Origin of the sequence: Streptomyces sp. NPDC101225, assembly GCF_044767585.1 — a bacterium.
GTDB lineage: Bacteria > Actinomycetota > Actinomycetes > Streptomycetales > Streptomycetaceae > Streptomyces.
The window spans coordinates 1-12,134 of the sequence record NZ_JBIWOE010000085.1 but is presented as its reverse complement, the minus strand read 5'-3'; the positions used below and the strand labels follow the sequence as shown (position 1 = coordinate 12,134).

Genomic DNA, 12,134 nt, shown 5'->3' with positions numbered 1-12,134 from the left:
GTCCGCTGCCTGAAACGGTTCGTCGCCCGAGAGATCTACCGTCACCTACCCCATGTGACCCACACCACCGAACCGCTCCCACAGACCGCTTGACGGTCTATAGGAGCTTCCCCCTCTCACCCACCGCCTCACGCAAGGAGATCGCCATGTCCGAAACCGCCCAGCTCAGCGACGTCGAGCAGAAGTCCCTCACCGAGATCCCGCACCCCTCCCTCCCCGAGGGCTCCAGCATCTACGGCTCCACCAAGGTCTTCCCCGACTACCAGGCCGAGGACGGCGAGACCTACTTCACCCTCGTCCACGGCATCGCCCACGAGTCGTCGGTGTCCTTCGTCGCCGTCCTGCAGGCCACCCGCGCCCTGCGCAAGGGCTTCGAGACCGCCCTCTACTTCTACGGCCCCGGCTCCCTCAACTGCCTTGCCACCCGCGGCTTCCCGACCACCGGCAACTCTGCCTTCCCCGGCGAGCACAACATCAACAATCAGCTCAAGACGTTCATCGCCGAAGGCGGCAAGGTCTACTGCTGCCGTTTCGGCCTGTCCCTGCACGGTGCCCGGGAAGAGGACCTCATCGAGGGCGTCATCCCCACCCATCCCCTCGACGTCCAGGACGCGCTGATCCACTACGCGCGCAAGGGCGCCGTCATCAACTCCACCTACCAGCTGTAAGGGGGCCACCGTGAGTGTTGGCACCGGCACGACGGGTACAGCGGTGGACGTCCGGATCATGACGCGCGCCGAGCTCGCCCTCCAGGGCGTGGCAACGGAGGCCCCTGTGCGCAGGCCGGACGGCGCGGGCCCGAGCGACGACGGCCACGTCCTCGTCGACGGTGCCAACGCCGCCCTTCCCACCAACCCCGCCAGCCCCTACCGCGTCCGCGACGGCAAGGTGTGGCTGGGTGAGGAGGACACCGGCCTCACCCTCACCGCCGTACGTCGCCCGAGGTTCTACGACCTGACCACGGCCGACGGCATCCCCTACGAGCACATCGCCCGCCTGCACGGCGCGGACGTGCTGGCCACCACCGTCGTACAGACCTGCATCCGCTACGCCGAGTCGGACCGCTGCCGATTCTGCACCATCGAGGAGTCCCTGCACTCCGGCGCCACGGTGGCCGCCAAGACACCGGCCCAGCTGGCCGAGGTCGCCGAGGCGGCGGTGCGGCTCGACGGCGTCCGGCAGATGGTGATGACCACCGGCACGACGACCGGGCCCGACCGGGGCGCCCGCAACCTCGCGCGATCCGTCCGCGCGGTGCTGCGGTCCGTCCCCGACCTGCCGATCCAGGTGCAGTGCGAGCCGCCCGGCGATCTCGCCTGGATTCGCGCCCTGCACGACGCCGGGGCCACCGCCATCGGCATCCATGTCGAGTCTCTCGACGACGCCGTACGCCGTCGCTGGATGCCCGGAAAAGCCACGATCCCCCTGGCCGCGTACTACGCCGCCTGGGACGAGGCGGTGCGCGTGTTCGGACCCAACCGCGTCTCCACCTACCTGCTCGTCGGCCTCGGCGAGAACCCCGACCGACTCATCGCGGGGGCAGGTGAGTTGATCGACCGTGGGGTGTATCCGTTCGTGGTCCCCTTCCGGCCCATGCGCGGCACCCTGGCCGCCCGCGACGGCGTGGCTGCCCCGAGTGCGGAACTGCTGCGCTACGTCACCGAGGGTGTCGTCGCCAGGCTGCGGGCGGCCGGAATGAACGGCGCCGACCAGCAGGCCGGCTGCGCCGCCTGCGGCGCGTGCAGCGTACTGAAGGCTGCGGGCGGGTGAGGGACATGTATCTCGAAGACGTGGTCGCGCCCCCGACAGGCGGGCAGCAGACCGACATCCTGGCACTGCTGGGCGACCGCAGCACCCTCGCCCGCCGCCCCGGCTTTCGGATCGAGGAGGCGCACACCGCGGCGGAGACGGTCGCCTACCGGCGGCTGCGTCGTGACGTGTTCGTCCACGAACAGGGACTGTTCACCGGTCACGACCTGGACGAGCGGGACGCCGACCCCCGCACCGTGGTCCTGGTGGCCAAGGGCCAGGACGGCGCTGTCGCCGGCGGGGTACGGCTCGGGCCGGTCGACGACGGGCCGGACATCGGCTGGTGGGCTGGTGGACGGCTGGTCGTCACTCCCGGCGCGCGCGGGCCGCACGGCATTGGCGCGGCGCTGGTGCGGGCCGCCTGTGCCCGGGCAGAGGCCGAAGGCGTGCTGCGGTTCGAAGCGACCGTGCAGAGACGCAACGCGGTCCTGTTTCGGCGTCTGGGCTGGCGGCCCGTGCGCCCGGTCACGGTGGCCGGTACCCCGCATGTGATGATGCGGTGGCCGATCGGCCGGATCGCGGCCCAGGCGGCCGCCGCCAAGGCAGCCCTCGGCCCGCTGCTGGCGGGCCTGCAGGAACCGGCGGCCCGCGCCGAGCGGCAGGACCCGGTCGGCGGGGCCCTGTCCGCGGAGCGGGCGGCCCTCGGCGGCGCCGGATTCGTCGGAGACGACGGAGCGCCCGTGCCCGGCACCGACATGATCGCTGCGTGCGACGCGATCGTGCCGTCCATGGTCGAGCGCGATCCCGAGTGGGCGGGCTGGTGTTCGGTCCTGGTCAACGTCAACGACCTTGCCGCGATGGGTGCCTCACCGCTCGGTCTGCTGGACGCCGTCGGCGCCAGGGATGCCGCCCACGCGTCCCGCGTGCTGGCCGGGCTGGCACGCGCGGCGCGGATGTACGGTGTGCCGGTGCTCGGCGGTCACACCCAACTGGGCGTCCCGCCCGCCTTGTCGGTGACCGCCCTGGGCCGTGCCGAGTATCCCGTGCCGGGCGGCGCAGGGCGCCCCGGCCATGCGGTGCGGCTGACCGTCGACCTCGGCGGTGGATGGCGGGAGGGCTATCTGGGCCGCCAATGGGACTCGACGAGCCAACGCCGCGCGGATGAACTGCGTGCCATGACCGGGGCGGTGGCCGCCGCCCGACCTGCCGCGGCCAAGGACGTCTCGATGGCCGGGATCGCCGGCACCCTCGGCATGCTCGCCGAGGCGAGCGGCTGCCGGGCGGTGCTCGACGTCGCCGCCGTACCGCGTCCGCCGCAAGCCACCATCGGCGACTGGCTGACCTGCTTCCCGGGCTTCGCCATGCTCACCGCAGATGCACCGGGTGCCCTCGCCCTGCCCGCAGGCCCGGCAACAGGCGCCGTGTGCGGCGAACTGAGCGAGGGCCAGGGCGTCGGGCTGCGCTGGCCCGACGGAGACATCACCGAAGCGGTCACCTCCACCGTGACCGGGATGGGAGCCGCATGAGCACGCTGCGGATGGCGGCCGTCGCCGCCGAGTTCAGCCGTGACCTGGAAGAGGACTTCACCCGCGTCGAGCAGTTGATCAAGGAAGCGCGGGATCGGGACGTGCGGCTGCTGGCACTGCCGGAGGCGTGCCTGGGCGGATATCTCCTCAGCCTCGACGACGCGGCCGTGCTCGACGAGGGGCCGCCCGCACTCACCCTCGACGGTCCCGAGATCCGCCGACTGGCCGCCATGGCCGGGGAGATGACGGTCGTAGCCGGGTATTGCGAAGCCGCCGGAAACGCACGCTACAACAGCGTCGTGTGCGTGACCGGCGACGGCGTCCTCGGTAATCACCGCAAGGTGCACCAGCCGTTGAGCGAGGACGTCAGCTACGCCTCCGGAGACCGCTTCCGCGCTTTCGACACCCCGGTCGGCCGGATCGGCATGATGATCTGCTACGACAAGGCGTTCCCGGAGTCGGCACGCGCGCTGGCGCTGGACGGCGCCGAGATCGGTGTGTGCGTCTCGGCCTGGCCGGGCGCGCGCACGAACGCGGCTGCCGATCTGGAGGAGGACCGCTGGAAGCGCCGCTTCGACCTGTTCGACCGGTCCCGGGCCCTGGAGAACCAGATTGTGTGGCTGTCGGCCAACCAGGCGGGCACCTTCGGCTCGCTACGCTTCGTGGGCAGCGCCAAGGTCGTCGACCCCGGCGGCGACGTCCTCGCCGACACGGGGGTGAGAGCCGGTACCGCCGTAGCCGAACTCGATGTCGGACAGGCCCTTCAGACCGCACGCCGGTCGATGGGACACCTGCGCGACCGGCGCCCGGACACCTACACCTACGCAGGAGCCGTCACCACATGAGCACGATCCGGATCGCGGCCGCGGCCGCCCACTTCGGCCGCGACCTGGAGTTCGACCTGGCCCGCATCGCGAAAGTGATCGATGACGCGCGCGCCTGCGGCGCCCGACTGCTCGTGCTGCCCGACGCCGCACTCGGTGGCTACCTCGCCGACCTGCGCCACCCCGACCCCGAGGCGCTGCCCCCGGCCCTGAAGCCCGGTGATCCACTGATCCTCCAAGTCGCGCGGCTGGCAGCCGAGATGGTGGTGTGCGTCGGCTTCTGCGAGGACGGCGGGACCGAGCGCTACAACGCGGCCGTCTGTGTCAGCGGAGACGGCATCCTGGGGCGGCATCGCAAGGTCCATCTCCCGGCCGGTGAGACCGCCGCCTACAGCGCCGGTGACCGCTTCGACGCCTTCGACACTCCCATCGGCCGCCTCGGCATGCTCATCGACTACGACAAGACCTTCCCGGAGTCCGCGCGCTCCCTCGCCCTGGACGGCGCCGAGATCCTCGCCTGCCTGTCCGCCTGGCCCACCAGCATCACCAATCGGGCCCCGCGCCTGGCCCAGGACCGCCAGGCCAAACTCTTCGACCTCTACGACCAGGCGCGCGCCGCCGAGAACCAGCTCGTCCTCGCCTCCTCCAACCAGACCGGCGCCATGGGTGGCATGCGCTTCATCGGCCAGGCCAAGGTGGTCGGCCCCGGCGGCGACATCCTCGCCCGCACCTGGTCCAAGGCGGGCCTGGCGGTGGCGGAGGTCGACGTGGCCGCCGAGATCGACCGCGCACGCCGCGTCCTGCGCCACCTGGACGAGCGCCGCCCCGCCGCCTACCGGGAGAAGCCGTCGTGAAGATCGCCCTGCTGAGCTACTCCACCAAGCCGCGCGGCGGTGTCGTCCACACCCTCGCCCTTGCCGAGGCACTCGCCGCCCTCGGCGAAGACGTCACGGTGTGGACGCTGGGGCGGGGAGGAGACCAGGGCTTCTTCCGGCCTGTGCATCCGGCGGTACGTGTGCGGATCGTGCCGTTCGCCGACGGTCCCGAGGGCGAGACACCCGGCGAGCGGATCCTGCGGTCCATCGCCCGGCTCCGGGACGCCTTCGACCCCGCTCCGTACGACATCGTCCACGCTCAGGACTGCATCAGCGCCAACGCGGTCGGCCGCTGCATTCGCACCGTCCACCACATCGACCACTTCACGACGCCCGAACTGGCCGCCTGCCACGAGCGGGCCATCGTGGAGCCGTACGCCCACGTCTGCGTGTCGTCTGCCGTGGCGGACGAACTCCACGACGGCTGGGGCCTGACGGCGACAGTGATCCCCAACGGAGTGGCGTACAAGCGCTTCGCGACCACCGACCCGGCCGCTCGGGCCCGATGGCGTTCCCGTCTCGGCCGCTACGTCCTGACCGTGGGCGGTATCGAACCGCGCAAAGGATCCCTGGACCTGCTCGAGGCGTATGGCCTCCTGCGCACCGACCACTCCGACGTTCGACTGGTCATCGCGGGCGGCGAAACCCTCTTCGACTATCGCGGCTACCGCAGGCGCTGGGAGGAGCGGGCGGCCGAACTCGACGTGGAGCCCGTTGTTCTGGGCCCGGTGCCCGACGACGAACTGCCCTCCCTGGTCGCCGCCGCCGACGCCTTCGCCTTCCCCTCCCGCAAAGAGGGTTTCGGCCTCGCCGCAATGGAGGCACTGGCCGCCGGCGTCCCCCTCGTCGTGCGGGACCTGCCCGTCCTGCGCGAGGTCTTCGGTCGCGCCGCTTGCTTCGCTGACACACCCGAGGAACTGGCCACCGGGCTCGGCCGCGCTCTCACCATCGACGCGCCGACCCGGCAGACTGCTGGGCGCGAACTCGCCGCCCGCCATACCTGGGCTCAGGCCGCCGACCGTCACGTGGCCCTGTATCGCTTCCTCAGTTAGCGTGCTGCACCAGACATTGCATGCCTGCAACCGCGGGCGCCTCTTGCGCACCGTCTCCTACTCACATCACACGGAGCGTGCGGCCTCGCCCAGCCTGTGAGCGTGATGGGATCGGCCGGGGTGTGAGTCCCGGCCGATCCCTTCCGCCCTCTTCCGGTATGGGTATTGATGAGAACGGTCGAAAGCGACCAGGGATGCTGCTCGCCTCAGTTCGTTCGTTGTTCAACGGAGTGGGGAGTGCTGGGGAGCGATCACCCTGATGTTGAGTGCTTGTTCGGCGCCTCCCGTGCCATTGGGCCTGATCACGCGCAATAGGGTGCTCGGGATCGGGATCGCGGTTGGCTTGGGAGGGACAGGTGATGAAGGTCATCGAGCATGAGCTGACGGCCCCTTGGGAGGCGGTCCTGCTGGAGCCGACCGCGGCTGCCAGCACGGGGGTCGTCGTGCTGGCGGGGTCGAGCGGTCGGGTGGACCGGCAACGCGCCCGGCTGCTCGCCGAGCAGGGCTTCCTTGCCCTGGCGATCCGCTGGTTCGGCGGCCTCGGACAGCCGAAGGGGATCTGCGAGGTGCCGCTGGAGACATTCGTCGCCGCGGTGGACCTGCTGCGGTCGCGCGGGGCGGAGCGCGTTGGTCTGCTCGGCTTGTCCAAGGGAGCCGAGGCTGCGCTGCTGACCGCGGTGCACGAGCCGCGCGTCGATGTAGTGGTCGCCATGGCACCGACTTCGCTGGCCTGGTGCAACGTTGGGCCAGGGCTCGATGGTCAGTCACGCCCGTATCGCTCATCGTGGAGCTGGCGCGGGTGTCCGCTGCCGTTCGTCCCGATGGATGATTCCTGGAAGCCCGCCAGGCAGGGAGACGGTCCGGTGGCGATCCGCGGCTGGTACGAACTGAGCGAGGAGACGTTCGCCCGGCATCTGGATGCTGCGGCGATTCCTGTGGAGAAGGCACGCGCTGATGTGTTGCTTGTCGCCGGCGGGGACGACGCGATGTGGCCGTCGCTGCGGTATGCCGAGCAGTTGGCAGCGCGACGTCACCAGGCAGGCGCCCAGGTCCGCGTTGTGGTCCGTGAGGATGCCGGACACCGGCCGCGTTTCCCCGGCGAGAGCCCGGCCGCGCCTTCGGAGACCTTTCTGTATGGAGGATCAGCGGACGCCGATGCTTTGCTCGGCAAGGCTGCCTGGGCGTCCATCCTCAACCTGCTCGGTCCGGCTTAGGCCGTCAGGGCCCGACGGCCGAAGGTCGCCGGGCCCTGGTGATTGGTGAGGGTCAGCCGGGGGCGGCCGCGTAGTAGGTGTGGAGGAGCGGATTGATCCCGGGGATCAGGTCGCTGACGGTGATGCTGTCGATCCAGCGGTGCGGGAGGTGGCCGCTTCGGCAGATGCTGTCCGGCTGGCCGGTGCTGACCGCGAAGGCGAAGGTGCGGGTGCCGGAGTCGTCGGCGTCGATGATGCCGAGGAAGCCGGTGATCTCGGCGTCCGAGTAGCCGAAGAACTGCGCCAGGATGCGGTGCAGGCCGTCGGGGACGGTCTCTCCGGGTAGCACCGGGCCGGATGGAAGCCGCCAGGTTCGTGGTGTGTCCAGGTCGGGGAGATCGACGTGGACCAGCAGGAACCTTCCGTGCTGTTCGATCAGAGCGGCAGCGGTGAGGTCGGTGAGGCCGTCGCTGTGGCTGCGGGTGACCAGCTCGTCGACCTGGTGGAGCATGGACAGGTCGGTCATGGGGTCCTCCGCAGCGGGACGACATCGGTGCGGTGGTGAGGCATCGTCGGCCGGGCGGCCTCGGGGGTGGCCAGCAGGGCGACGATGGTGACCGGCTGCTGGCAGTGCGGGCAGTCGCGGGTCGCGGTCGGCTCCAGCGGGTCACGGACCCCGGCGGGCTGGCGGGAGGCCGGGCGAGGCGCCGGTGGAGGGGGAAGCTCGATCCGGGCCGGCAACGCGGCCGGCGGTGCTTGGCCGAGGCGACGGGCTCGTTCCTCGTCCAGGGCCTGGTCGCGGCGGTGCTCGGCTTCGCGACGGCAGACGGCCGAGCAGTAGATGGTGCGGACCGTGCGTTGGGCCTGGAAGGGGTTCTCGCAGACGGGGCAGGTCCGGCTCTCCGTCTTGGCCTTGCGGGAGGCGGTTCGGCACTCGGGCGAGCAGAAGATGCGCTTCGGGCTGAGGGTGGTGGTGAACTCCTGGTCGCACTGGGGGCAGATCCGCTGGGTGGGCAGGTGCGAGCGGGCTTTCTCCCGGCAGGTGGGCGAGCAGTACTTGCGTCGGCTGGCCACGGAGTCGACCGTGAAGCCGGCCTGGCATTCGGGGCAGGTCCGCGCCAACTCCGCGTTGGTGGGGTCGAGTTCAGGAGACACGGGCGTTCAATCCATGGCGAAGGCTGTCGGCGTGGTTCTGGTGGTGGCGGAGCCGGTAGGAGGGGCCGTCGATGCCGACGTTGGTACTCAAGATCGTGCTCGACTTCAGATACCTCTGGTTGATCACCTGGAACAGCGCCGAGGCGCCGTCCTCGGGCAGCGGGAGGTAGCCAAGCTCATCAATGATCAAAAGCCGTGAACCTGCGAAGAAACGCATGCAGGTCTTCCATCGGCCCTCCAGTGCGGCCTTGTGGCACTTGGCCGCGAGTTCCGCCGCGGTGGTGAAGTAGACGCGGTGGCCGGCCTCGACCGCTGCCCTGCCGAGCGCGACCGACAGCATGGTCTTGCCGACCCCGGGCGGTCCGACGAACAGCACGTTCGAGGCGTCGTCCAGGAAGCGCAGGGTGGCCAGGTCCCGGATCAGCTTCTCGTCGACGCCGGGCTGGGCCGAGAAGTCGAAGTCCGACAAGGTCCAGGGCTCCGGCGGGCAGGCGAACCGGTCACGGGCCGCGAGGCGGCGGGCCTCGGTCGCCTCGACCTCGATCTCCAGCAGCCGTTCCAGCGTGGCCGTCATTGACAGGTTCTCGGTGCGGCCTGGTCCAGCACCCTGGACAGGGCTTCGAACGCGTCGTTCAGCTTCAGGTAGGACAGGTGGGCCCGCAGCTGCGAGTAGCGGCGCGCTTCACTCATCTGCGTCGGCGATGTGCTCACTCGCCGGGTTCCTCCTCGGATCTCGGAGCGGTCCGCAGCCGGTCGGCCACGGCGGCATAGGTGTCGAGGTTGATCACGACCCGCTCGGCCGAACTGGCGCCGGCGGTCTGGCCCCGCAGCCGCTCGGCCTCAGCGAGCGCCTCGGGCGACAGCGGGCGGCGGGTCTTGGTCTTGCACGGGGCCCGGTCACTGACCTGCGCGAGGACCGCCCGCTCCAGCGCGATCACATGGCCCGCGTCGCGGACCGTCCGCCCGGCCCCGCGCGGCGCGAGCCGGTGCCGGGCGACGACGGCCTTCCCCGCAGTGGCGATGTGCAGGTAGTCCTCGCCGAGCCGCTGCCGGACGGTGACCTGCATCCCCGGCATCCCGGGCGGGACCGAGTAGAGGTTGCCCTCGAAGGACACCAGGGCCTGCGGGCTGACCGTCCGCACGACCTCCAGCTCGGCCGGGAACGGCAGGGTGGGCAAGTCCAACAGTGGCTCTGCGGTGGCGAGTTCGGCCACCGTCACCTTGACCCCGTCGACACTGCGGCGGCGCTCGTCCATCCGGACGGCGAGCTTGTCGACGCCGGACTGGGCCTGCTCGACGCTGAGACCGTCGGGGACCGTGCGCCACCAACATTGCGCCGCACTGTGGTTGGCCTTGTCCACCACGCCCTTGCGGTTGCCCCGCCGCGGCGGGCAGATCGCCACCTGGACCCCATAGAACTTCGCGACCCCCGCGAACGCCGGGGTGACCTGGCCGCTGGAGGGATAGCAGACGGTCGCCATCCGGTCGAAGCGCCACTGCCTCGCGGTCCCGCCGAGCCTGCGCAGCACGGCGTCGAGGGTCTGGACCAGGTGGGGGAAGTCCTCCGACTCCGCCAGCACCGCCCGCCACCGGCCCGAATGCGCGAGCGCTCCGACCAGCAGGTGCGCGTGCCTGCCGATGCCCCAGCTCACGGGTGGATCGGGCAGCTCGACCCAGTCGAACTGGACTTCCTCACCCGGCGGGTGCTCGATCACTGCCCGGTCCCGGCCCTGCGACGCATGGCAGGGCTCGCAGTGCGGCCGGACCTCGTAGCGGCGAAGCGCCCCGGTGAACGTCGAATAGGCGCCGCGGTAACCGAGTTGGACTACCTCGTCGAACAGGGTGGATGCCAACAAGTGCGGGTCGTCCGCCAGGCGTTGACGGCAATAGTTCAGGAAGGGAACGAACGCGTCTGGAGCCTGGCGGCGCTGCTGCGGGACGCGCTCGCCGTTCAGGTAGGCACGGATCGTCTTGCGGTCGCGTCCCAGATGTCTGGCGATCGCGGAGATCGTCCAGCCCTGGCGACGCAGCGCGTGCGCATCCACGTCTTCCTCCCACGTGAGCACCCAGCCTCCCGAAGAGGCCCGACCCGTTGCCCACGCAGGCTTGCCGTCCCACCCACCACCCATCCCGACACGCCGACCAAGATCACAGGAAGGGTGCGGAGATCAACTCAGCAGGTTTGCCCCACCCCTCAGCATCAGGTGGGGATTTTCAAGTAGCGCCATCAACGGAGGAGGCGGGCGAGCCAGTCGGTGCGAGTTCGGCGAGCTGTGGCCGAGAGGTGCGCGTGGGGGTAGAGGGCGTCGAAGCCGTGGAACCCACCTGCCCAAACGTGGAGTTCGGCCTGCCCGCCAGCCGCCCAGATACGCGTGGCGTAGTCGGTGTCTTCGTCGCGGAAGACTTCGGCGGAGCCTGTGTCGATGTAGGTGGTCGGCAGGCCCGAGAGGTCGTCGGCCAACGTGGGCGACACATAGGTCGGCACCTCGCCGTCGGTGAGGTCGCCGAGGACGGCCTGCCAGCCGAACGCGTTCATCTCGCCGGTCCAGACGCCGGGCACACCGGAGTACTGGCGGCTGGAGGTAGTGCGGTTGCGGTGGTCGAGCATGGGGCAGATCAGCACTTGCGCGGCGATCGCCGGGGTACCCAGGTCGCGGGCCAGCAGGGTGAGGCCGGCGGCAAGCCCGCCACCTGCGCTGGCGCCGGCGACGATGATCCGGGTCGGGTCGACGCCGAATTCGGCGGCATGCTCGGCGATCCAGAGCAGGCCGTGGTAGCAGTCGTCAACGAGGGTGGTGCCGGTGGCCTCGGGCGCGAGCCGGTAGTCCACGGAGACGACGACCGCGCCGAACTCGTCCAGCCACTCCAGCGGGATGTCGAGCTGCGAGAAGCGATCGCCCATGACCATCCCGCCACCGTGCATCCAGTAAATGCAGGGCGCAGCGGCGGCAGTGGAGTCGACGTGCGCGGGGCTGAAGACCGATAGACGGATCCGGGCACCGTCCTTGGCCGGCACGGTGATCTCGCGTCGGTCCACCTTTCGGTGTGCGAGGAGGGAGTCGACGGGTGTCGAGGGAAGCTGGCGCAGCTGAGCCAGCGTTTCCCGGTCGAGACGGGACATGAGGGGCATGTCGGCCAGCAGCTCGCGCAGTTCGGGGTCCAGGGCGGGGCGTGCCATGGTCATGGTCGTTGACCTTTCAAGGGATGGTACGAGGACAAGGAGCGATGGGGGGACGAGGAGCGGTGCGAAACGGCCCCCTCGGCAGGCGCCGAGGGCGCGGACATGCCCGGTGACCCGGGGGTTCAGAAGTCGGCCTTGCCGCGGACCGGGACGTAGTCGGTGTATTCCGACTCCTTCGCCAGCAGTCCTCCGATGCGCGCCACGATGGCCTGCGCGGCCTCGCCGGCGAAGATGCGGTGGTGGTCCTCCTCGCTGGTCCACCCCTCGGTGACGTGGACGACGTCGGGGTCGGATGCGGAACGCGAGACGAGGTAGACGACGCAGTATTCGCTCGCGCCGGGGCTGCCCTCGTCCAGACCGGTCAGCAACAGGTCGACCAAGCGGTCCCCCAGTCCGGTTCTGGCAGTAAGGGTGGCATTGAAGCCGTAGGCGGCAATCATGGAGTCCTTCTTCCCGGTGGTGGAGTGCGGTGATTCCATTGAATCGCTCTGACGCGTAAATAGCGGCAGGTCAGTGTGGGTGTGGGCAGGTCTGAGTGCCCGGTGGCCGTGGTGGTCGCCGGTGTCCTGGCTCTGGCCG

13 protein-coding genes are annotated in these 12,134 nt (G+C 70.3%); 7 read left to right on the top strand and 6 right to left on the bottom strand.

What is annotated here, in order from left to right; translation table 11 throughout:
- Positions 1-146: 146 nt before the first annotated feature.
- The 7 genes from ACIRPX_RS45510 (at position 147) to ACIRPX_RS45480 (ending at position 7,240) form a co-directional block, all read left to right on the top strand.
- Positions 147-668: an MSMEG_0572/Sll0783 family nitrogen starvation response protein gene (locus ACIRPX_RS45510; RefSeq protein ID WP_404206064.1), complete on the top strand. Its 522-nt coding sequence runs from the start codon at positions 147-149 to the stop codon at positions 666-668.
- A 10-nt stretch (positions 669-678) separates the two neighbouring features.
- The gene (locus tag ACIRPX_RS45505) at positions 679-1,770 is read left to right on the top strand and encodes an MSMEG_0568 family radical SAM protein (protein ID WP_404206063.1); all 1,092 of its coding nucleotides are present in this window, start codon (positions 679-681) and stop codon (positions 1,768-1,770) included.
- A 5-nt stretch (positions 1,771-1,775) separates the two neighbouring features.
- Positions 1,776-3,275: an MSMEG_0567/sll0787 family protein gene (locus ACIRPX_RS45500; protein WP_404206062.1), complete on the top strand. Its 1,500-nt coding sequence runs from the start codon at positions 1,776-1,778 to the stop codon at positions 3,273-3,275.
- On the top strand, positions 3,272-4,120 hold the full coding sequence (locus ACIRPX_RS45495; protein ID WP_404206061.1) for a carbon-nitrogen hydrolase family protein: 849 nt from the start codon (positions 3,272-3,274) through the stop codon (positions 4,118-4,120). Before ACIRPX_RS45500 ends, ACIRPX_RS45495 begins: the two co-directional genes overlap by 4 nt.
- On the top strand, positions 4,117-4,953 hold the full coding sequence (locus ACIRPX_RS45490; protein WP_404206060.1) for a carbon-nitrogen hydrolase family protein: 837 nt from the start codon (positions 4,117-4,119) through the stop codon (positions 4,951-4,953). The genes ACIRPX_RS45495 and ACIRPX_RS45490 overlap by 4 nt, the downstream gene beginning before the upstream one ends.
- Positions 4,950-6,026: an MSMEG_0565 family glycosyltransferase gene (locus ACIRPX_RS45485; RefSeq protein WP_404206059.1), complete on the top strand. Its 1,077-nt coding sequence runs from the start codon at positions 4,950-4,952 to the stop codon at positions 6,024-6,026. The genes ACIRPX_RS45490 and ACIRPX_RS45485 overlap by 4 nt, the downstream gene beginning before the upstream one ends.
- 359 nt (positions 6,027-6,385) lie before the next feature.
- A complete protein-coding gene (locus tag ACIRPX_RS45480) occupies positions 6,386-7,240 on the top strand; it encodes an acyl-CoA thioester hydrolase/BAAT C-terminal domain-containing protein (RefSeq protein ID WP_404206058.1) in 855 nt (284 codons plus the stop codon).
- A gap of 52 nt (positions 7,241-7,292) precedes the next feature.
- On the opposite strand, the gene ACIRPX_RS45475 is transcribed toward ACIRPX_RS45480, so the two are convergent.
- The 6 genes from ACIRPX_RS45475 to ACIRPX_RS45450 all read right to left on the bottom strand — a co-directional run bounded on the left by ACIRPX_RS45475 (position 7,293) and on the right by ACIRPX_RS45450 (position 11,995).
- Positions 7,293-7,745, bottom strand: a complete 453-nt coding sequence (locus ACIRPX_RS45475) for an NUDIX hydrolase (RefSeq protein WP_404206057.1) — start codon at positions 7,743-7,745, stop codon at positions 7,293-7,295.
- A complete protein-coding gene (locus ACIRPX_RS45470; protein WP_404206056.1) occupies positions 7,742-8,374 on the bottom strand; it encodes a hypothetical protein in 633 nt (210 codons plus the stop codon). The genes ACIRPX_RS45475 and ACIRPX_RS45470 overlap by 4 nt, the downstream gene beginning before the upstream one ends.
- Entirely contained in the window at positions 8,364-8,948 is a 585-nt protein-coding gene (locus ACIRPX_RS45465; RefSeq protein ID WP_404206055.1) for an ATP-binding protein, read from the bottom strand. The genes ACIRPX_RS45470 and ACIRPX_RS45465 overlap by 11 nt, the downstream gene beginning before the upstream one ends.
- Positions 8,949-9,081: 133 nt before the next feature.
- Positions 9,082-10,419 carry a Mu transposase domain-containing protein gene (locus ACIRPX_RS45460; protein ID WP_404206054.1) on the bottom strand — a complete coding sequence of 446 codons (1,338 nt, stop codon included), beginning with the start codon at positions 10,417-10,419 and terminating at the stop codon, positions 9,082-9,084.
- Positions 10,420-10,601: 182 nt separating this feature from the next.
- Complete coding sequence (locus tag ACIRPX_RS45455) at positions 10,602-11,558, bottom strand: alpha/beta hydrolase (protein ID WP_404206053.1); 957 nt, start codon at positions 11,556-11,558, stop codon at positions 10,602-10,604.
- Positions 11,559-11,677: 119 nt separating this feature from the next.
- Positions 11,678-11,995 carry a putative quinol monooxygenase gene (locus ACIRPX_RS45450; protein ID WP_404206065.1) on the bottom strand — a complete coding sequence of 106 codons (318 nt, stop codon included), beginning with the start codon at positions 11,993-11,995 and terminating at the stop codon, positions 11,678-11,680.
- Between the last annotated feature and the right edge of the window lie 139 nt (positions 11,996-12,134).

Bases quoted from the DNA above. Each gene is read 5' to 3' on its own strand.
- ACIRPX_RS45510 (WP_404206064.1), top strand. From the start codon at position 147: ATGTCCGAAACCGCCCAGCTCAGCGACGTCGAGCAGAAGTCCCTCACC.
- ACIRPX_RS45500 (WP_404206062.1), top strand. From the start codon at position 1,776: ATGTATCTCGAAGACGTGGTCGCGCCCCCGACAGGCGGGCAGCAGACC.
- ACIRPX_RS45495 (WP_404206061.1), top strand. From the start codon at position 3,272: ATGAGCACGCTGCGGATGGCGGCCGTCGCCGCCGAGTTCAGCCGTGAC.
- ACIRPX_RS45490 (WP_404206060.1), top strand. From the start codon at position 4,117: ATGAGCACGATCCGGATCGCGGCCGCGGCCGCCCACTTCGGCCGCGAC.
- ACIRPX_RS45480 (WP_404206058.1), top strand. From the start codon at position 6,386: ATGAAGGTCATCGAGCATGAGCTGACGGCCCCTTGGGAGGCGGTCCTG.
- ACIRPX_RS45475 (WP_404206057.1), bottom strand. From the start codon at position 7,745: ATGACCGACCTGTCCATGCTCCACCAGGTCGACGAGCTGGTCACCCGC.
- ACIRPX_RS45465 (WP_404206055.1), bottom strand. From the start codon at position 8,948: ATGACGGCCACGCTGGAACGGCTGCTGGAGATCGAGGTCGAGGCGACC.
- ACIRPX_RS45455 (WP_404206053.1), bottom strand. From the start codon at position 11,558: ATGACCATGGCACGCCCCGCCCTGGACCCCGAACTGCGCGAGCTGCTG.
- ACIRPX_RS45450 (WP_404206065.1), bottom strand. From the start codon at position 11,995: ATGATTGCCGCCTACGGCTTCAATGCCACCCTTACTGCCAGAACCGGA.